We start from the raw sequence: 20,464 nt of genomic DNA, 5'->3' as shown, positions 1-20,464 counted from the left end.
AAACTTCTTTTGCTATTTTAGAATAGGTGCCTTTCCTTAAAACAGATTTTGCCATTTCTAAACTAGTTTCATTATCGTTATCAAACCATTCATTTAAATTTAATTGACCATAAACATTTTTCTGAATCTCAATTGTAGAAGTTGTTTTCTCAAAAGATTTATGATAAGAATTATTCATTACAGAAGAGAATTGAGTAGCATAATCGGCAGATAAAAACTTAACTTTTGACCATTGATTTTTTTTGTAACTATTCTCTAATTGACTAGTGAACTCTTTCATAAATTTATTGTGTTCTATTCCAATAAATTCTAATGGGTTTTGTAATTATTAAACGGTATCTATTTCATTTTCTATCGTTTTAGCAAGCAATAAAAATTGTTGCAGAAAATAATAATGTAAATATTGCTATTATATATAATTTGTTATTTTTCATATTCTACTTTTTAGAAAGTTTTTTATTTTTGACTTTCTGATGTTAAACTTATTTTCTGAATTTTCGATATTCAAATCAACTTACTCTATTTTTATAAATTGGCTTTTCAGTTTTCACATACTCCACTTCCTAATTAAAGGCGGATGGTCAGTCCATTTTTGACCGTTATGTTTATTTTTAAGGTGGCATAACGGAATGTGCTTTGCTACGTAGCGAGGCAAAAAATAAACCATGATTCAGTTGTGAAAATTGAAACCAAGAGAACAAAAATTAATAAATTAATCACGATGTTCGCTATGTTGCAAAACACGTGTTATAAGTAGCTTTTATTATGCGTGAAGAATTAAAGAAATTAGTTTCAGAAATACAGAAAGTAGAAAATATGTATTTAGATAAAAAAGAAATTATTAAATTAAAAAACTAAACAATATGAGATTTACAACAATAAACAGTAAGTTGTCAATAGATGACGAAAATGCTTTAGAGAAACTAAGAAAAAAAGAAGGTATTTATCCATTAGGGATTTCTGCCTATATTCAAGAAGAAAGTTTTTCAAGACATATAACTTTAAATATATGTCCTGATATTGAAATAAATGGTTTTGATATTTGGTTGGATTTAGATATTTATCAAGCTGAACTTCTTGCTAGAAAAATAGACCAATTAGTATCTAATAGAATGGCTTTTTTAGATAAAAAATTTAACGAAAAATAAAAAATAGCTATGCATCATTGGGAAGGAAAAATAAGAGAAACAAAAATAAAATTAGAAGTCACTTTTTGTGAAAAATGCAGAAGTCCATTTTGTATTTGTAAAAAACAAGTTATTATCGTTGTAGATAAGCAATATTTAGCCGAGTTTTTAGAGTGGTGTATTTTGCACGATAAAGATATTTACGATGCAGAAGCAAGATTAGAAACATCCGAGGAATTTATTAACCGCAATGTTGAGTAAAGTTACTTATAACTTGTATATAACATCAAATATATACACTTTTTTGCGTTATTTATTTTAAAAAATACTATTTTTCTTATTTATATTTTACGAATCAAAACAACCTAACATAAAAAAACCGCCTCGAACTGAATCAAGACGGCTTTATTATAACTTTAGTATTTCTTAGGCTTCTTTCAAATTCAGCTTACTATTGTTGCGACTGAAGCCAAAGTAAATCGTTAGTCCTATCAGCAACCAGGCGGTAAAATAAATCCAGTTCCAAACACTGAGTTCTGCCATCATATACAGACAGCTCACTAATCCTAATAATGGAATCAAAGATAAATTTTCAGCGAAAGACCAGAACGTAAGCCCAACCAACGCAATAAGGAAAATCCACATCGGAATTTTGTGTTTGAACAAGCTCAGTCCACTTTCATATTTTAGCGCATTGTCTATCGGTAATCCTGCCACTACAGCAGCATACTTCGCATCGTCTCTTTGGTACTGACTTAACAAATTTTCTAAATCGAGAGACTCCTCAGTCGTTTTTTGAGCTCCAATACGTTCTAAGTAATCATATACTTTTTTGGATTCCTCTTTGTTTAAAGAAGTGATAATAGTAGTAGCATCATTCAATTGGGTTTCATTAGTAAGAAAATCCATTGTCCCCTTATTATTATAATTAAAAGCATAATAGATACCTGCAGCCAACATAAAAGGAATGACGTATTTTGAATTCACATAAGGTGTTTTGAATTTACCTCTTGGAATATCTGGTTTATTCTGCAAGACCAAAACACCAGCGCAAACCAGCACAAAAGCAAATAATGTTCCAATACTGCACAAGTCAGTAACCATAGTCAGGTTTAAAAACAAGGCTGGAATAGATACCACAAAACCGGTAACTACCGTCGCGTAGGAAGGCGTTTTATATTTGGGATGTATTCTAGAGAACCGTTTTGGCAACAAACCGTCCCGACTCATACTCATCCAAATACGCGGCTGGCCCATTTGGAATACCAATAGAACACTTGCCATCGCTATCACAGCACTTACCGCAACAATACCGGACATCCATTTTAAATCTAATTTATGAAAGACAAACGCTAATGGATCACCCACATTTAGCTCTGTATAATTTACCATTCCGGTAAGCACTAACGCAACCACAATATATAAAACAGTACATATAATGATCGCCCACATCATACCGCGCGGTAAATCCCGCTGTGGGTCCTTGCATTCTTCTGCAGTGGTTGAAATGGCATCAAAACCAATATAAGCAAAGAAAACCGCCGATACTCCTTTTAAAACTCCGCTTGTACCATTAGGCGCGAAAGGAGTCCAATTATCAGTATCTACATAAAACACCCCCACTGAGATTACTAGAAGGATAATACAAAGTTTTACGACAACCATCATATTACTAGCATTTCGTGATTCTTTCATCCCACGATATACTAGAGCTGTAATCAATATGATAATAAACAGCGCAGGTAAATCGGCTACAAAATGAAAAGAACCTATTGTTGGCGAAGTCGTCCAAGCAGTATACGACGCTTTTAATCCATCGCTTAGATTTTCATATGATTTTCCGCCTTGCATTAAAGCAGTAGCATCTCTATATCCATTTGAGGCGGTCAAGTAATCCACTTGAACCCATTGGGGCAGATAGAGTCCACCGCTTTCGAGCAGTCCCGTAAAATAATCGCTCCACGATATAGCCACAGTAATATTTCCAATTGCATATTCCATGATCAATGCCCAACCAATAATCCAAGCCATCAGCTCCCCGAAGGCAACATAGGAATACGTATACGCACTTCCAGAAACAGGAACCATCGAGGCAAACTCTGCATAAGCAAAGGCAGCAAAACTGCAGGCAAGCGCCGTAAATAAAAAGAGGAAAATTACGGCAGGACCTCCATCGGAGCTAGCCTTACCAATGGTACTAAAAATACCTGCACCCACTATGGCGGCAATACCAAAAGCGGTCAAATCTCTTGCCGTTAAATATCTGCCGAGTGATACATGCCCGTCAGCTTCATTTTTTTCAATCTGTTTTAAGATATCCTGTACGGTCTTCTTACGAAATAAACTTGAAAATGCCATCCTTTAAATTTTCACATTAAAAACTACTATTTTGTAAATAACATCCCATTATTATAGTAATAACGTAGCTTTTATTTCGAAATCAAATGTATAAAACAATTTCATTTTTTAATGATAGGAGACTTATTATTTATTAGATTCTAATAAAAAGTCAAATCATTATTTATCAACTATTTAGAAAGCAAATTCTGTTTTTAAGGAAGAAGTGATAAGTTAAAAATATAATAATTACAATTCCGTTGTTAAAGTTAGCTTTCAAAAAATCGCAACTACCCTTTTCTAAAAGCCTAAAACAATTGACGATACTGATTATATTTTTGAGATAGCCCAATTGCACTAAACTATTTTGATGTCGCATCGGAATTATACTAAAGCGCTTTTGGTTTAAAACATAAATTCATTTGGTGCTATTTCAGAAAGTTTTTCAAAATACTTACCGGGTGTTGCGCCTTTCTGTTGGTCCCATCAAAAATTTGATGACGGCAACTTGTACCTGCAGCAGCAATGGCCGTTGTTGGGGCAGTACTTCTTATTTTTGGAAATAAAGTGTCCTCTCCCATCTGCATACTAATGTCATAATGTTCTTTTTCATAACCAAAAGAACCCGCCATACCGCAGCAACCCGAATTATAAATCGAAACCACGCTGTTTTTAGGGACATTCAACATGGCAAAAGTCGCCTCTATTGAACTGAGTGATTTTTGGTGGCAATGTCCGTGAATTTTTATTTGACGTTCCTCCTCCGAAAATTGTTCTGAGCGGATTTTACCTGCTATAATTTCCTTTTTGAAAAACTCTTCGATTGTCAAGCAGTTTTTCGCTAATTTTTCGGCGGAAGCACTATCATCAGCCAGACGAAGGTATTCATCTCTAAAAGTTAATATTGCCGATGGTTCGATCCCTATCAAAGGAGTTTCAACCGATATAATTCCTTTAAAAGTATTCACGTTTTTATTGGCAATTGCTTTCGCCTCTTCCAGAAAACCTTTGGAAATATAGGCTCTTCCGCTTTCTTCATGATCTACAACAACAACTTCGTAACCTAATTTAGATAGTAATTCAAAAGCGTCAATACCCACTGAAACATCGTAATAATTAGTAAACTCATCACAAAACAGCACTACTTTCCCATTTACAAATGAAGTAGTTTTTGTTTTTGTATTTGTTATTTTCAATCCATTTCTTGAAAGTTTTTGGAGCCAATAAAGGCACTTCTCTTTTTGAAGCCACGCCCATTCCTTTTTTTACCAAAGGTGTATTGACCATGAAATTAGTCAATGCTGGAAAAATACTTCCGAGTTTATTCAGTTTGGCGTTATTGGCAAAAATCTTATTTCGAAAAGAAAAACCATTAGCCTTCTGGTACTGATATAAAAACTCTGATTTCAAAGCAGCTACATCCACGTTGCTTGGGCATTCGCTGGCGCAAGCTTTACAGCTTATGCATAACTCAAAAACCTCATATAATTCTTTGTGATTGAACTTATTGTCTTTTTCTGAATGGGTCAAATATTCCCGTAGCGCATTGGCACGAGCCCGAGTAGTATCTTTTTCATTTAGCGTTGCTCGGTAACTTGGACACATCGTTCCCCCCGCTGAGGGCGGTTTTCTGCAATCACCAGAACCATTACATTTTTCGGCAGCACGTAAAATGCCCATACTATCTGAAAAATCTTGGATGGTTTGAACCTCTGGTTCTTCTCTGCCTGGTTCAAAACGGAGATTTTCATCCATTTTCAAGGCATTTACTATTTTCCCCATATTCATCACTGAATTCGGATCAAAAGCCAGTTTAATTCGCTTCAGTAATTCGTAATTTTTTTCGCCTATCATAAACGGTAGAAACTCCCCTCTTACGATTCCGTCTCCATGTTCGCCACTCAAAGAGCCTCTATATTTTTTTACTAAAACAGCGACTTCAGTAGCTATACTTCTAAACTGATGGATGCCTTCTTTTGCTTTTAAGTTTAAAACGGGTCGCAAGTGCAATTCCCCTGCACCGGCATGAGCATAATAAATCGCCTCTTGATTGTGACGTTTCATCATCGCAGAAAACTCGACAATATAACTTGGTAAATCACTTAATTCAACGGCGGTATCCTCTATGGAATCTGCTGCCTTGTTATCACCAACAATACTCCCTAAAAGACCCAATCCTGCTTTCCTCAATTCATTAACTTTGTCAATATCGGAGCCGTAAATTTTAGGCAATGCATAGCCAAAGTTATTTTCCTGCAACTCTTTGATTAAAGCGTCCGCTTGTCTCTCTGTATCCTCCATATCATTAGAAGCTACTTCAAACATCATAATTGCCTTGGGTTCGCCTTGGAGGAAAAACCTATTCTTGCTTTGTTCCCTATTGTTTTTAGTACAATCTAAAATTGTATCATCAATCATTTCACAAGTATACAGATGATGCTTCATGGCTACCACAACGGCTTCTAAGCTTTCCTGAATACTATGGAAATGGGCTACTACCATAATGTTTTTGGATGGAGGAAGTGCATCTACTTTCAAAGTAACTTCAGTTGTGAATGCGAGTGTCCCTTCGCTACCACAAAGTAATTTTCCGAGGTTTATCGTAGGTTCTGTCCCAGCAAATAATTCGGATTTCAACAGTATATCTACTGCGTAGCCAGTATTGCGTCTGTGGATTTCTGGTTTTGGAAACTCTCTGGTTATTTCGTGTTGAATTTCTTTATTCGAAAGTTCCTCAAAAATATTTTTATAAATGGTGCTCTCTAATGTATCTCCTTTCGTTTTCGCCATGAATTCTGCGGGTGACAAATCTGAGAATACGGCCACAGAACCATCACTCAAAATAGCTTTAATCTCCACTATTTTATCGCGGGTAACACCATAGCGGATCGAGGTAGTTCCTGAGGAGTTATTACCGACCATCCCTCCTATCATACAACGACTCGAGGTCGAAGTATTAGGCCCAAAAAATACTCCATGCGGCTTTAAGTATAAATTCAGTTCATCACGAATCACACCTGGCTGAACGGTTACCGTTTTTTTTATGGGATCGAAAGCGACAATCTTAGTGAAATATTTTGAAACATCTACAATAATCCCATTTCCAACTGTTTGTCCTGCCAGCGAAGTCCCAGCAGTTCTTGGAATCAAAGAAATTTTATATTTTTCGGCAAAACGCACCAACTTAACGATATCTTCATTTGTTTTCGGTAGCGCTACCGCTGTTGGTATTATTCTATATGCCGAAGCATCTGTGGCGTAGAGTGTTTTATGAAGGTCGTCGTACAGAAGAGTTCCCTCTAATGAGTCGGATAAATATTTTAATTCAAGTGAGGTCGACATGTTTAATCCTATATTATAGTGTATTTTAGTCAAAACTGCGGCTACAGAATCGTTTTACAAATATAAAGATATAGCAACCTATATTTTAAAAAATAAAGCAAGAAAAAAGCAAAATAATTAACCCTTTGCTTTCAAAATTGAACTGCGATCTAAATTAGATCCTAAAATAATTGGTAAAGAAATTGCGTTATTGGAGTAACCTAAATTTTAAAACATTTTTTTCTCATAAACTTGGCTAAAAAAACTATTTTTGAATTCTATAAAAACATTCCAATAATGAACCGTAACAAGTACCTATTTCTATTGCTTTCCTTTATTTTGCTGTCGTTTGCAAATACAAATGCACAGGAAAAAGTGAGTTATCCCAAAAACGAATTTAGAGCAGTTTGGATTGCCACTGTGGTAAATATCGACTGGCCAAAAAATGGTACGGATCCTATTGAGAAACAAAAAGCTGATTATCTTGAAATTTTAGATACCTATAAAAAGTTAAATTATAATGCTGTTATTGTCCAAATTAGAAGCGTAGGTGATGCTTTTTATCCTTCAAAACTAGCGCCATGGTCAAAATACCTGACCGGGAAAGAAGGGCAAGCCCCTACTCCTTACTACGATCCTTTAGAATGGATGATTACGGAAGCTCATAACCGTGGCTTTGAGTTCCACGCCTGGTTGAACCCGTACAGAGCCACTATGGATTTACGAACAGATATTCTAAGTCCGACGCATGATTTTTACAAACATCCGGAATGGATGATTAAATATGGTGGAAAATATTATTACGATCCTGCCTTGCCTGAAGTGCAAAATCATTTAATCGCAGTTGTCGATGAAGTAGTCAAAAACTATGATATCGATGCAATCCACTTCGACGATTATTTCTATCCTTACAAAATACCAGGGGAAAACTTTAATGATACCGCTTCCTTCAAAAAATATGGTGGAGGAATGAATTTAGCCGACTGGAGGCGTTTGAACGTGAATAATTTTGTAAAATACTGTGCGTTTTCTATAAAAACTATCAAACCATGGGTTCAATTTGGTATCAGCCCATTTGGCGTTTGGCGCAATAAATCATTAGATCCAAGAGGTTCCGATACGAATTCAGGGCAAACAAATTATGATGACTTGTTTGCGGATCCCGTGGCATGGATGGAAAACTGCTGGATTGACTACCTACTTCCGCAATTGTACTGGAGTATCGACCATAAAACAGCTTCTTATGCTAAACTGATTAAATGGTGGGCTGAAAACTCAACAAACACGGCTATTTATATAGGAAACGGCAGTTATAAAGTCAATACCGATTCAGATAAAAAATGGAATATTCCAAGCGAAATTCCTAATCAGATCGACCTGACCCGAACCTATAAAAACATAGGAGGGAATGCTTTTTTTAGTGCCAAATCATTTGTAAACAGAAACAAAGCCGTGACCGACTTGCTTTTGCAAAATCAATATAAATACCCGGCACTTCCCTATGTAGTTCCTAATTCGAGAAGAACAGATATCGAGATTCCCAAGGTTTCCACCATTACAACTAATAATTTCATTTCGACTGTTACACTAAACTATCCCTTGCTCAGCAAAATACGCTATGTAATGGTATATAGTGCCAACGAAAGTGCTAAACTTAACATCAATAATCCAAGTCAAATTGTTGACAAAATTGCTTTTACGGAAAGAAAAGATAGCATCAGCATCACTATCCCGCAGCGCCTTTTAGAAAAAGGCAATATTTCTGCCATCACGTACATTGATTACTTCGGGAATGAAAGTGAGGCCACTCTTTTAAATAAAAATACAGAAACCAAAACGTCCCAAAGTCATTCAAATGATGAAAACAGATAATAGACCTTGGTATTGGATACCATTTCTGAACTTTGCCTCTGGCTTGCCCTACGCTATTATCATCTCGGTTTCGGTTATTATGTACAAAAATCTAGGGATTGACAATGAAGATATTGGGATCTATACGAGTCTGCTGTATCTCCCTTGGGTTATAAAACCATTGTGGAGTCCGTTTATCGATCTGTATGCTACCAAGAGAAAGTGGTTTTTAGCCATGCAATTAGTAATTTCTATTGCCTTTCTACTTGTGGGATTAACAATTCCCATGAATAATTTCTTTGTGATCAGCCTCGCCATTTTTTGGGTTGCCGCTTTTGCTTCAGCTTCAAATGATGTTGCAAGTGACGGTTTCTATATGTTGGCTTTAGAGAAAGAACAGCAATCTTTTTTCCTTGGAATACGCAGTACCTTCTATCGTCTTTCGATGCTTACTGGAAACGGATTGATTGTAATAATCGGCGGTTATCTGGAGCAAGAATATGGCGACAAGCAGAAGGCCTGGTCCTACACCATGGTTATTGTTGGTTTGATTATGGCTGCCTTAACCATTTACAATTATTTTTCTACACCGAGAACAGAAATTGCAGCAACGAAGGATGAGAAATCATCAGAGTCAAAAGTAAGTTTTGGAGCTGTCTTTAGCAGTTTTTTTCAAAAAAAGCAAATTGGATTTGTGCTGGCGTTTATATTACTGTTTCGCTTGGGCGAAAGCCAATTATTGAAAATGCTGACCCCTTTCCTTATCGACGATAAAGGGGTTGGTGGAATGGGTTTGACCACACAGGACGTGGGGATTATCTATGGAACTTTCGGAGTGCTTGCCTTGACTATCGGGGGAATCATTGGAGGAATCGTAATCTCTAAAGACGGTCTTGGTAAGTGGATGCTCCCAATGATTCTGGCAATGCATTTACCCATCCTTGGATTTGTTTTATTAGCGCATTTTCATCCTTCCTCTATTTATTATATTTATGCTACGGTTATAGCAGAGCAGTTTGGTTATGGTTTTGGCTTTGCCGCCTTCATGATGTATTTGATTTATGTGGCCGATGGCGAATCAAAAACTTCGCATTACTCTATTGCTACTGGATTTATGGCTTTAGGAATGATGCTTCCCGGTATGGCAAGTGGGTTTATCCAAGAATATTTGGGTTACGGAAACTTCTTTATTTGGGTGTTTCTAGCCACAATTCCAGGTTTAATTCTGTCAAGATTCTTGATTTACCCGTATGACTTTGGAAAGAAATCGAAAAGTAGTAATTAGTACAGAGTCGTGAGTACCTAGTATTGAATTTGGCGTCTATCGCTTCAAGATTAGGACTAAGTACTAAGAACTAAGTAATAACTAACTTTAAGCATAACGATGACAGTAGAACATAAAATAGGGCAATTCTTTTTTCCTGCCGTTTTCATAAACGATACAGAGGAAAACATTCAAGCAACTGAAGAATTGATCAAAAAGCATAATATCGGTGGTCTTACTTTTTTTCATAGCAGAGCCAGTGCGGCAACAAATTATGAGACTAAGAAAAAAATCATTTTTAATGACAACAGTTACCAGCGACTAAAAGATTTGATTAAAAGGTATCAAAATTGCGCGACTACTCCTTTATTAATGAGTATTGACGCAGAATGGGGACTAGCGATGCGTGTAGAAAAAACACCACAGTATCCTTATGCTATTACGCTAGGCGCTTTGCCACTTAGTGAATCTCATTTGGTTTATGAAGTAGGAAAACAAATAGGTTTAGATTTAAAATCAGTAGGGCTTCATTATAATTTAGCACCCTTAGCAGATATCAACAACAACCCAAATAATCCCGTGATTGGATATCGTTCTTTTGGTGAAAATAAAGAAAAGGTAGCCCACTTCGCTTTGGAGTACTTGCGCGGAATGAATGAAGTAGGTATTTTAGGCTGTCTCAAGCATTTTCCTGGACATGGAAATACTACGGTAGATTCTCATTTAGGATTACCTATCTTAGAAGAAACGTTGGAAGAATTACTTGAAAATGAATTATTTCCCTTTATAAAAGGAATAGAAAATGGCGTTGACTCAATTATGATTGGACATTTAGCTGTTCCTGCTTTAAATAACGGAGCAAACACTTCGGCCACTTTATCAAAATCAGTAATAGAGACGCTTTTGCGAAAGCACTTAAAATATGACGGATTAGTGATTTCAGATGCATTGAACATGCATAGCGTTTCACAATTGTACGAAAGAAAAGGCCAACTGGAATGGGAAGCTTTTAATGCGGGAAATGACGTGTTGTGCTTTGCTGAAAATGTAGCAGAAGGCATTCAGGAAATACTTAAAAATGCAGCTCCGGAACGCATCGAAGAAAGCTACAACCGCATAATGAAATGCAAGAAAAAGGCAGGTTTATTGAATATAGAAGAAGCACTAAACTCTGAATTAGATTTTGCTACGACTTCTCTTTTAAAGCAGCAAATTGCACAAAAGTGCATAACCAAAATTAAAGATAATGAAAATACTAAATTTGTAATCGATGCTGCAAAAAAAAACACGTTAGCAAAGTTGAGTCTTTATAAAAACACCGACAATACTTTCTTTAAAACGCTTGCTCCTTCGCTATCAGCACCAGAATTTGCTATGGAGATGGATGCTAAAAACACTTTCGAAGACATAGAAAATAATTTAGCGGATTATGACACTTTAATTATTGCTCTTTTTGTACCAAAGGCAAAACCTCTGAATAATTTTGACATCGAGGACACTGTTTTGCAACTGTTGAAAAAATTATTTAGATCAAAAAATTGTGTTTTATATGTATTTGGAAACCCTTATGCCTTACAAGTTCTGCCTGACCTGCAATCTATTACTGGTCTTGTTCAAGTCTATCAGGATTTTACTGAATTTCAGGAAGCGGCAGCCCATCAATTACTTGAAAACTCGCACTGTCAAGGAACTCTACCAGTGTCCATTAGCAACTTATAAATAAGTTTTAAATCAGAAAAGCTTTCTTTAAAAAAAATAATACCTTTCACTCCTTTTAATCGCGATTAAAATCAAAATAAAACAACAAAATAGAATTATTTTTTCATTTTTCGTAAAGAAATCGACAAGAATCAAATAAGTAAACTGGTACTTTTAAAAAGTTGCTTTAGGCTATTATTCCCTTTTTTATCTATATTGCGAACTCAAAACGTATGTAATGACCACAAAAATAAACAGAAATAGGGATTTATCAATTTGGGAAGCTTTAATTCCTGTAGCTGCACTTATAATAATGCTAGGGTTTAATGTTTATGTTTATGGTGACGAAGCATTAAGCGGTAGTAACCAATTTGTTTTATTATTAGGGGCTGCTGTTGCTGCGCTCGTTGGGTTTTTTAATAAAGTCAGTTTCGATAGAATGATAGAGGAAGTCGCTGAGAATATAAAAGCGACTGTCGGTGCCATTCTAATCTTACTTATGGTAGGTGCATTAGCAGGTACGTGGTTAGTCAGCGGAATTATTCCTTCCATGATCTATTACGGCCTACAAATTCTAAGTCCAGCCATATTCTTGCCGGCTACAGTAATTATATGTTCCATAATTTCTATTGCTACAGGAAGTTCTTGGACCACGAGTGCTACTGTAGGTATTGCTTTGATCGGTGTCGGTGGAGCGCTGGGATTCGATTTAGGTATGGTTGCCGGTGCAGTAATTTCTGGCGCCTATTTTGGAGATAAACTATCACCGATGTCAGATACAACTAATCTCGCTCCAGCCATGGCTGGAACTGATTTATTTACTCACATCAGGTACATGACCTTAACGACCATTCCAACATATATTATCACAATGATTCTTTTTATTGTATTAGGACTATCAGTCGATATTAAAGGAGACGTGAATATTGCCAGTCTGCTAACGGATATTGAAGCTTCCTTTACTATTTCGCTTTGGCTATTTCTAGTACCTGTGATTGTAATTGGCTTAATTATTAAAAAAACGGAACCCTTAATTGCTTTGTTATTTGGAACATTATTAGCGGGAATTTTTGCAATACTATTTCAGCCTCATATTATAAATCAGATTGCTGGAGTGGAGCACATGACTTTCCAGTCTGCTTACAAAGGAGTTATGGATTCTATTACAGGAAAAGTTGTCATTCCTACTGAGAATGGGACCTTGGTTGCTCTTTTTACTTCAGGAGGGATGCAAAAAATGTTAGGAACTATTTGGTTAATTATTTGCGCTATGGTTTTTGGTGGCATTATGGATGCAATAGGTGCTTTATCCAGAATAAGTCATGCGCTATTAAAATTAGCCCACACTACTTTTGGACTATTCGCATCCACAGTTGGAAGTTGTTTAGCTTTAAACATCACTGCTTCAGATCAATACTTAGCCATTGTGGTACCAGGTAAAATGTTTGCAAAGGCATATGAAGATAAAGGACTTGCTCCTGAAAATTTAAGTAGAACACTTGAAGATGCTGGAACAGTGACTTCTGTATTAATTCCGTGGAATACTTGTGGAGCCTATCAATCCGGCACACTTGGTGTTTCGACCATCGATTACCTGCCTTACGCCTTCTTTAACATATTGAGTCCGTTTATGACTTTAATATTTGCGGCTTTCGATATAAAAATCAGACAACTGGTAATCGAAATAAAAAAAAATAATTAAAAATACAACTAATCCTCGATTACACTCATAATGCCATGGCTATCTTACAGTTATGGCTATTTTTTTCATAGTCATAATCTAAATCTATAACTTCATAAAATTATATAATTGAAATTGATTGTTACAACCTCCCTTTATGGTCTATTTTTGCACCAGAATAAACTAACAATAAAAAAATATAATTATGTCATTAGTAGGTAAAAAATTCCCAAGTATTGCAGTTGACGCCATCTCAGAAATGGGTGACAACTTGAAAATAAACATTTTTGAAGAAGCGGTAAATAACAATAAAAAAGTAGTTTTGTTTTGGTATCCAAAAGATTTTACATTTGTATGCCCAACTGAACTTCACGCTTTTCAAGATGCTTTACCGGAATTTGAAAAAAGAAATACAATCGTAATTGGTGCTTCATGCGATACAAATGAAGTTCATTTTGCTTGGTTAAATACCGCAAAAAGCAACGGTGGAATTGAAGGTGTTACTTACCCAATTCTTGCAGATACAAACAGAAACTTATCTAACATTTTAGGTATACTTGACATCGAATCCACTGAATACAGCGAAGAGACTGATTCAGTAATGGTAGAAGGATCAAACGTAACTTACAGGGCTACGTACTTAATCGATGAAACTGGAAAAATTTTCCACGAAAGTGTAAATGATATGCCATTAGGTCGAAATGTAAATGAGTATTTACGTATGGTTGATGCTTACACACACATCCAAGAAAAAGGCGAGGTATGTCCTGCAAACTGGGAACCAGGGAAAGAAGCAATGAGCGCTGACAGAAAAAGTACTGCTGAATACTTAAGCGTAAACTAAATTAATAACAATGTCAATTGCAATAACAAATTTCAATTAAAAATATTGAATATTGCTATTGCAGTTGTACTTTTAAATTAAAAAGATATGTTAATAGATTTAAACGAAGACACATTACAGGATTTAATAACTAAAAACGAGAAAGTAGTAGTCCAATTTTCAGCCTCCTGGTGCGGAAATTGTCGAATAATGAAACCAAAATTTAAAAGATTGGCTTCAGAAAACGATGCGATTACTTTCGTTCTTGTTGATGCAGAAAATTCTCCTGAATCAAGAAAATTAGCGAACGTAAGTAACTTACCTACTTTTGCAACTTTCGTAAATGGAGTGTTGGTCAATGAAACACAAACCAACAAACAAGAAGTACTGATCGACTTAGTACAAGAAATAGTTTAATAGCGGCTCTTAGAACGTAGCCTTTTTTATCATCAAAGCAAAAAAAACCATATGAAATTACCCGTAATCAAGCATTTAACACAGTTTATAGAAGAAAACGATCAAGACTATCTCATAGAAACTATCGACGTTCTGGAAGCAATGACAGAAATCCCATCTTTAAAAGATGAAGAATTAGATGTTATTGGTGAATTAATTTCAAATATGTATGGTGCATTAGAAGTCCACAAAATGGTAAAAAGCGGAACTGATAAAAAAGAGGCCTTGAATACTTTTATGAAACGAGTACTCGGTTCTATCGATAAATAGAAACCGTTAAATAACGTTCAGTCTAGAAAAAACGCAATCAGGAATGGATGCGTTTTTTTATTTACTGCCTATTTATCAAAAAGACACTCGATTAAAACCATTTGTTCACCACTCTAAAATCTTAAATCTTAAATCCTAATTCTGAAATAATTTTCATACTTTTGAGCCACAACGAAAAATATAAAACATGGCATCAATTACATTAGGAGGAAATCCAATACATACTTCAGGACAATTACCAGAAGTGGGAACACAACTATCTGACTTTAAATTAACTCTCAATGATCTTTCCATTGCTTCACTCAGTAATTTTGAAGGAAAAAGGTTAGTATTAAATATATTCCCAAGTATCGACACCGGAACTTGCGCTGCATCAGTCAGAAAATTCAACGCGAGTGCAGGGAAATTAGAAAACACAGCAGTGCTGTGCGTTTCAAGAGATTTACCTTTTGCTCAAAAGCGTTTTTGTGGTGCTGAGGGACTTGAAAATGTAATTAACTTATCAGACTTTAATTCAGGTGACTTTGGTAAGACAAATGGTCTTGAAATAGTAGACGGTCCATTAGCAGGCTTACACTCAAGAGCTCTTATAGTGGTTGATACAGATGGCACGATTATCTATACAGAGCAAGTACCTGAAATTGCTGACGAACCAAATTATGAGGCTGCTTTAGCTGTACTTTAACATTAAAGCGATGGAATTTCAAAAAGACAACAGCTTCATTACCGGAAGATTGAAAAGTGTCAACTATGCCGTGAAAGGAGCCCTTAAGTTACTTACCACGGAGCATAGTATAATGGTTCAATTCTCACTTGGAATTTTGGTAACCATTGCCGGATTTTATTTCGGTATTTCTACAACGGAATGGCTTTTTCAAACTTTGGCAATCGGCTTTGTGATGAGTATCGAAGGACTAAATACAGCTGTAGAAAAAATCGCTGATTTTATACATCCAACGTATCATGAAAAAATTGGTTTCATAAAAGACATTGCCGCGGGAGCTGTTTTTTTTGCAGGTATAACAGCAATAATTATCGGTTTAATCATCTACGTCCCACTAATTTTTTAGCTGGTAATATTACATACAATCAAGAATGGCGAAAACAACAAAAAAAGAACCTTTAGATAAGAAAAACAATTCAAAAGCTAAAGAAGGCAATTCATGGGTACTGACGAAACAGCACAAAATCGTGCTAGGTAGTCTTTTTATCTTATTTTCTGTTGCTTTACTGGTTGCTTTTACATCCTTTTATATATATGGGCAAGAAGATCAAAGTGCCGTTTCTGAATTGACAGACCGCTCGGAGACCGTTCAAAATTGGTTGGGTAAATTTGGCGCTTTTTTGGCAGATTTAATTGTTTATAAAGGTTTTGGGCTTGCCTCTTTTCTGTTTGTTCGGTTATTTTTCTTGACTGGAATCTTTTTGATTCTCGGTATTTCTTCGAAAAAACTGAAAGGTATTTGGTTCTGGGATTTATTTGCTATTGTTATTTTGTCAATTTTATTTGGGTTTTTTGCCACTTCACTACCTGAATTAGGGGGCACGGTCGGTTATGAACTGAATTTATTCTTACAGGATTATATTGGAAAAACAGGAACTCTATTGATTCTGATTTTTGGTCTTGTCATTTATGTTATTTTTAAACTGAAACTTTCTCCAGAAAGAATTCAATCCTTTTTCGAAAATACTAAAAAAGAAATTAAAACGGATTTAGGTTCCACTACCGCAGCTGATATGGGAGGCTCGTATAATTTGGAAGAATTTGCAATAACAGAAGAAAAGGAATTGGAGGACAGTTCTCTTGTTCCAAAGCCTTCCAAATTTGAAGTCAACAAAGAATCTTTAAAACCAACAATCAACCATTCTTCGGAAATTAATCTCGATCCTGTTCCCAAACCGAAACCTGTCGACGAAATTCTGACAGACAAAAATGCTGTTGATGACTCATTTGTTATTGAAACAGCGCCTGAAGAGGATCTTATTGAAGAGAATTTAGCTTCAAGACTTGTATCCGATTTTGGCTTATTTGATCCTACATTGGATCTATCCAACTATAAATACCCTACAATAGATCTTTTAAAAGAATACTCAACTGGTGGCATCACGATTAACCAAGAAGAATTAGAAGACAATAAAAATAGGATTGTAGACACCCTTCGCAATTATAAAATAGAAATAGCACAAATCAAGGCAACCGTTGGTCCCTCTGTTACTTTATATGAAATAGTTCCTGAAGCGGGAATTCGAATTTCAAAAATCAAGAATCTGGAAGATGATATCGCGTTATCCCTTTCGGCATTAGGAATTCGAATCATTGCCCCTATTCCTGGAAAAGGAACAATAGGAATCGAAGTTCCCAACAAGAATCCAACCGTCGTTTCCATGAAAAGTGTAATCGGTTCCATAAAATTTCAGCAAGCGGAGATGGAGTTACCAATTGCATTGGGTAAAACAATATCTAACGAAACCTTTGTGGTCGATTTAGCCAAAATGCCTCACCTACTGATGGCCGGAGCTACTGGACAAGGAAAATCTGTGGGTCTGAATGCGGTTCTTACCTCCTTATTGTACAAGAAGCACCCTGCTGAAGTTAAATTTGTTTTGGTCGATCCTAAAAAAGTAGAACTGACTCTTTTTAATAAAATTGAAAGACATTATTTAGCCAAACTCCCGGATACTGATGATGCGATTCTTACGGACAACGCTAAAGTAGTAAATACTTTAAATTCCCTTTGCGTGGAAATGGACAATCGGTATTCGCTATTGAAAGATGCGATGGTGCGAAATATTAAAGAATACAATGATAAATTTAAGGCCCGAAAACTAAATCCTGAAAATGGACATCGCTTTTTACCTTATATCATCTTAGTGGTAGATGAATTTGCCGATTTGATAATGACTGCCGGAAAAGAGGTGGAAGTTCCCATTGCCCGCTTAGCTCAATTAGCCAGAGCAATAGGAATCCATCTAATTATTGCAACACAAAGACCTTCAGTAAATGTAATTACAGGTTTGATCAAGGCCAACTTTCCTGCAAGGATTGCATTTAGAGTAACATCAAAAATTGACTCTAGAACTATTCTGGACACTTCCGGAGCGGATCAGTTGATCGGACGCGGAGATATGCTCTATACGAATGGTAATGATGTGGTGCGTATACAATGTGCCTTTATAGACACCCCTGAGGTAGAAAAAATAACTGATTTCATTGGTTCCCAAAAAGCATATGCTACCGCTTATTTGCTTCCAGAATTCGTGGGAGAAGATAGTGGCATTAATCTTGATGTAGATATTTCTGAAAGAGATACTTTGTTTAGAGAAGCCGCCGAAATTATTGTCAACGCACAACAAGGCTCAGCATCATTGTTACAAAGAAAACTAAAACTGGGCTACAACAGAGCCGGTCGACTGATCGACCAATTAGAAGCTGCTGGTATTGTGGGTCCATTCGAGGGAAGTAAAGCACGTGGTGTAAACATCCTGGACATGAGTTCTCTTGATCAATTTTTTAACAATGAACAAAATAATTAATACTATGAAAAATTTTATTCTAATTGCATTTATTCTTCTTTTTAGCTTTTCGATACAGGCACAAGATAAAAGGGCAAAAGCTCTTTTAGACCAAGTGACAACAAAAGTGAGAAGTTATGACAATATTGCAATTGATTTCAAATATTCTTTGAATAATGCAAAAGAAAATATTAATCAGGATAGTAAAGGAAACGTAACGATGAAAAACAATCAATACGTATTGAACTTTATGGGAATTACGAAAATTTTTGACGGTAAGAAAACCTACACTATCGTTCCAGAAGATGAAGAAATTTCGATTTCAAGCTTTAACGAAAAAGACGAAAGTGCAATTACACCTTCAAAAATGTTAACTTTCTTCAATAGTGGCTATAAATATTCTATGGATATCCTACAAGATGTAAGAGGGCGCAAAATACAATATATCAAACTAATTCCCACTAATTCGAAAGATCAGAGAAAAGAAATACTATTAGGTATTGATGTACAAACCAAACACATCTATAACTTGATAGAAATGGGTAAAAACGGAACAAAAACTACATTAACCGTTAATTCTTTTAAAACCAATCAACCTTTGTCGAAAAATCAATTTATCTTTGTAGAAAGTAAATATCCAAATTACTACATCAATAAATTAGATTAATTCTTAGGTGAAAATTCTTGACAAATACTTATTAAAAACATTCCTGATTACATTTACTACGGTATTTGTAATCTTGTTTTTTATATTCATACTGCAAACCGTTTGGCTGTTCATTGCTGAGCTTGCAGGTAAGGACTTGGATGTAGCTTTAATCATTAAGTTTTTGATGTTTTCGATGCCACGAATAATCCCACTAGTATTACCGCTTTCCATACTGCTGGCGTCGATAATGACCTTTGGTAATTTAGCGGAGAACTATGAGTTTGCGGCTATGAAATCTGCTGGTATTTCATTGCAAAGAGCAATGAGAAGTCTCACTGCTTTTATTCTTTTACTTAGTATCATCGCTTTCTTTTTTGCCAATAATGTAATTCCGTATGCAGAATATAAATTTATAAATTTCAGAAAAAACATTGCACAAGTAAAACCTGCTATGGCAATAGCCGAAGGACAGTTTAGTGACGTGGGAGATTATAACATCAAAGTCAATAAAAAATCTGGAAATAACGGAAACATTTTGACCGGTATTACCATCCATAAGAAATCCAGTATAGGAGACGGGAGCAAAACGGTAATTAAGGCAAAAGACGGGAAGTTAGTCAGCAGTGAACAATCCAGTATCTTACAATTAGTCCTAAATGACGGGTACTATTATGAAGATCTCATCCCGAAAAAATACGAAGATCGCATAAAGATGCCTTTCGCAAAAAGTTACTATAAAAAATATACTCTTAATATCGATTTGTCGCAATTGAATAAAGTAAATATCGACGACAAAAACATAGCCAACACCAATACGATGTTGACGATAAACGAGTTAAGCTACACCTTAGATTCCCTACATAAAAATTTGAAAACCGAAATCGTATCGTATTCGGAAAATATCAACTTGCGAACCGGAATCACCAACAACAATATTGTTCCTAAAACAGCCGTAGAAAAAAAGAAAACACTTCCTGCTGACATCTTATCTGTGTATACAAATACGCAAAAATTAGAGATCTTAAAAATAGCGAACAGTAACACAGTAAGTACCGGATACTCCATTGATGCTACTAAAGTTAATTTAGAGAACAAGCAGAAAAACATCAACAACCATCAGCTTGCTTTTTTCGATAAATTTGTAATTGCCTTTGCCTGTTTTATGATGTTTTTTATAGGAGCTCCTTTGGGCGCCATTATTAGAAAAGGCGGGCTTGGACTACCTATTATATTTGCTGTTTTAATTTTTATTTCTTATCACTTCATCAACACCTTCGGGAAGAAAATAGCGCAGGAAAATGGAATGTCTCCTTTTATGGGAGCGTGGATGTCTTCCTTTATCCTGACGCCATTAGCTATATTGTTAACCTACCGCGCAACAAATGATATAGGTTTAATAAACATGGATGTGATTTTAAGTCCATTCCAAAAACTATTTCAAAAATTATTTCCATCTAAAAAATAAATACCTACC

General features: G+C 35.6%; 16 protein-coding genes and 1 pseudogene. 14 read left to right on the top strand and 3 right to left on the bottom strand.

The annotated features are described in order from the left end of the window. A partial coding sequence (locus tag A3SG_RS0102865) for a hypothetical protein (protein ID WP_029596581.1) occupies positions 1-280 on the bottom strand: 280 nt, incomplete at its 3' end. A 583-nt stretch (positions 281-863) separates the two neighbouring features. Here A3SG_RS0102865 and A3SG_RS0102855 point away from each other — a divergent pair. Both A3SG_RS0102855 and A3SG_RS0102850 read left to right on the top strand, forming a co-directional pair. Further along, positions 864-1,148, top strand: coding sequence for a hypothetical protein (locus tag A3SG_RS0102855; RefSeq protein ID WP_016988499.1), 285 nt, complete (start codon positions 864-866; stop codon positions 1,146-1,148). 9 nt (positions 1,149-1,157) lie between these two features. Then, the gene (locus A3SG_RS0102850; protein WP_016988498.1) at positions 1,158-1,388 is read left to right on the top strand and encodes a hypothetical protein; all 231 of its coding nucleotides are present in this window, start codon (positions 1,158-1,160) and stop codon (positions 1,386-1,388) included. A 165-nt stretch (positions 1,389-1,553) separates the two neighbouring features. Here A3SG_RS0102850 and A3SG_RS0102845 read toward each other — a convergent pair whose 3' ends face one another. Together A3SG_RS0102845 and A3SG_RS18935 are read right to left on the bottom strand one after the other, a co-directional pair. Continuing rightward, positions 1,554-3,485 carry an amino acid permease gene (locus A3SG_RS0102845; RefSeq protein WP_016988497.1) on the bottom strand — a complete coding sequence of 644 codons (1,932 nt, stop codon included), beginning with the start codon at positions 3,483-3,485 and terminating at the stop codon, positions 1,554-1,556. A gap of 407 nt (positions 3,486-3,892) precedes the next feature. After that, a pseudogene (locus A3SG_RS18935) lies at positions 3,893-6,806 on the bottom strand (FAD-binding and (Fe-S)-binding domain-containing protein). A gap of 276 nt (positions 6,807-7,082) precedes the next feature. Here A3SG_RS18935 and A3SG_RS0102835 point away from each other — a divergent pair. The 12 genes from A3SG_RS0102835 to A3SG_RS0102780 all read left to right on the top strand — a co-directional run bounded on the left by A3SG_RS0102835 (position 7,083) and on the right by A3SG_RS0102780 (position 20,455). Next, positions 7,083-8,657: a glycoside hydrolase family 10 protein gene (locus A3SG_RS0102835; RefSeq protein ID WP_035663301.1), complete on the top strand. Its 1,575-nt coding sequence runs from the start codon at positions 7,083-7,085 to the stop codon at positions 8,655-8,657. Further along, entirely contained in the window at positions 8,644-9,921 is a 1,278-nt protein-coding gene (locus A3SG_RS0102830) for an MFS transporter (protein ID WP_016988495.1), read from the top strand. Before A3SG_RS0102835 ends, A3SG_RS0102830 begins: the two co-directional genes overlap by 14 nt. A 99-nt stretch (positions 9,922-10,020) precedes the next feature. After that, a complete protein-coding gene (locus tag A3SG_RS0102825) occupies positions 10,021-11,619 on the top strand; it encodes a glycoside hydrolase family 3 protein (RefSeq protein WP_016988494.1) in 1,599 nt (532 codons plus the stop codon). Positions 11,620-11,836: 217 nt separating this feature from the next. Then, a complete protein-coding gene (nhaC, locus tag A3SG_RS0102820; RefSeq protein WP_016988493.1) occupies positions 11,837-13,300 on the top strand; it encodes a Na+/H+ antiporter NhaC in 1,464 nt (487 codons plus the stop codon). Positions 13,301-13,484: 184 nt separating this feature from the next. Beyond that, on the top strand, positions 13,485-14,123 hold the full coding sequence (locus A3SG_RS0102815) for a peroxiredoxin (RefSeq protein WP_016988492.1): 639 nt from the start codon (positions 13,485-13,487) through the stop codon (positions 14,121-14,123). Between the two features lie 87 nt (positions 14,124-14,210). After that, positions 14,211-14,519, top strand: coding sequence for a thioredoxin family protein (locus A3SG_RS0102810; RefSeq protein WP_016988491.1), 309 nt, complete (start codon positions 14,211-14,213; stop codon positions 14,517-14,519). Positions 14,520-14,570: 51 nt separating this feature from the next. Continuing rightward, a complete protein-coding gene (locus tag A3SG_RS0102805; protein ID WP_016988490.1) occupies positions 14,571-14,828 on the top strand; it encodes a DUF6952 family protein in 258 nt (85 codons plus the stop codon). A gap of 187 nt (positions 14,829-15,015) precedes the next feature. After that, positions 15,016-15,513: a thiol peroxidase gene (gene tpx, locus A3SG_RS0102800; RefSeq protein ID WP_016988489.1), complete on the top strand. Its 498-nt coding sequence runs from the start codon at positions 15,016-15,018 to the stop codon at positions 15,511-15,513. A gap of 10 nt (positions 15,514-15,523) precedes the next feature. Further along, positions 15,524-15,898, top strand: coding sequence for a diacylglycerol kinase family protein (locus A3SG_RS0102795; protein WP_016988488.1), 375 nt, complete (start codon positions 15,524-15,526; stop codon positions 15,896-15,898). A 25-nt stretch (positions 15,899-15,923) separates the two neighbouring features. Next, positions 15,924-18,362 (top strand): DNA translocase FtsK, encoded by a 2,439-nt coding sequence (locus A3SG_RS0102790; RefSeq protein ID WP_016988487.1) that lies wholly within the window; start codon positions 15,924-15,926, stop codon positions 18,360-18,362. Positions 18,363-18,366: 4 nt separating this feature from the next. Then, entirely contained in the window at positions 18,367-19,008 is a 642-nt protein-coding gene (locus A3SG_RS0102785; protein ID WP_157485283.1) for a LolA family protein, read from the top strand. Between the two features lie 7 nt (positions 19,009-19,015). Continuing rightward, complete coding sequence (locus tag A3SG_RS0102780; RefSeq protein ID WP_029596578.1) at positions 19,016-20,455, top strand: LptF/LptG family permease; 1,440 nt, start codon at positions 19,016-19,018, stop codon at positions 20,453-20,455. Positions 20,456-20,464: the final 9 nt, after the last annotated feature.

It is taken from the genome of Flavobacterium sp. ACAM 123, from assembly GCF_000264055.1.
Taxonomy (GTDB): Bacteria; Bacteroidota; Bacteroidia; order Flavobacteriales; family Flavobacteriaceae; genus Flavobacterium.
The sequence above is the reverse complement of the archived record's forward strand: the minus strand, read 5'-3'. Positions and strand labels throughout refer to the sequence as shown.

Bases quoted from the DNA above. Each gene is read 5' to 3' on its own strand.
- tpx (WP_016988489.1), top strand. From the start codon at position 15,016: ATGGCATCAATTACATTAGGAGGAAATCCAATACATACTTCAGGACAA.
- A3SG_RS0102845 (WP_016988497.1), bottom strand. From the start codon at position 3,485: ATGGCATTTTCAAGTTTATTTCGTAAGAAGACCGTACAGGATATCTTA.
- A3SG_RS0102835 (WP_035663301.1), top strand. From the start codon at position 7,083: ATGAACCGTAACAAGTACCTATTTCTATTGCTTTCCTTTATTTTGCTG.
- A3SG_RS0102850 (WP_016988498.1), top strand. From the start codon at position 1,158: ATGCATCATTGGGAAGGAAAAATAAGAGAAACAAAAATAAAATTAGAA.
- A3SG_RS0102795 (WP_016988488.1), top strand. From the start codon at position 15,524: ATGGAATTTCAAAAAGACAACAGCTTCATTACCGGAAGATTGAAAAGT.
- A3SG_RS0102825 (WP_016988494.1), top strand. From the start codon at position 10,021: ATGACAGTAGAACATAAAATAGGGCAATTCTTTTTTCCTGCCGTTTTC.
- A3SG_RS0102790 (WP_016988487.1), top strand. From the start codon at position 15,924: ATGGCGAAAACAACAAAAAAAGAACCTTTAGATAAGAAAAACAATTCA.
- nhaC (WP_016988493.1), top strand. From the start codon at position 11,837: ATGACCACAAAAATAAACAGAAATAGGGATTTATCAATTTGGGAAGCT.
- A3SG_RS0102785 (WP_157485283.1), top strand. From the start codon at position 18,367: ATGAAAAATTTTATTCTAATTGCATTTATTCTTCTTTTTAGCTTTTCG.
- A3SG_RS0102830 (WP_016988495.1), top strand. From the start codon at position 8,644: ATGAAAACAGATAATAGACCTTGGTATTGGATACCATTTCTGAACTTT.
- A3SG_RS0102805 (WP_016988490.1), top strand. From the start codon at position 14,571: ATGAAATTACCCGTAATCAAGCATTTAACACAGTTTATAGAAGAAAAC.
- A3SG_RS0102810 (WP_016988491.1), top strand. From the start codon at position 14,211: ATGTTAATAGATTTAAACGAAGACACATTACAGGATTTAATAACTAAA.
- A3SG_RS0102855 (WP_016988499.1), top strand. From the start codon at position 864: ATGAGATTTACAACAATAAACAGTAAGTTGTCAATAGATGACGAAAAT.
- A3SG_RS0102815 (WP_016988492.1), top strand. From the start codon at position 13,485: ATGTCATTAGTAGGTAAAAAATTCCCAAGTATTGCAGTTGACGCCATC.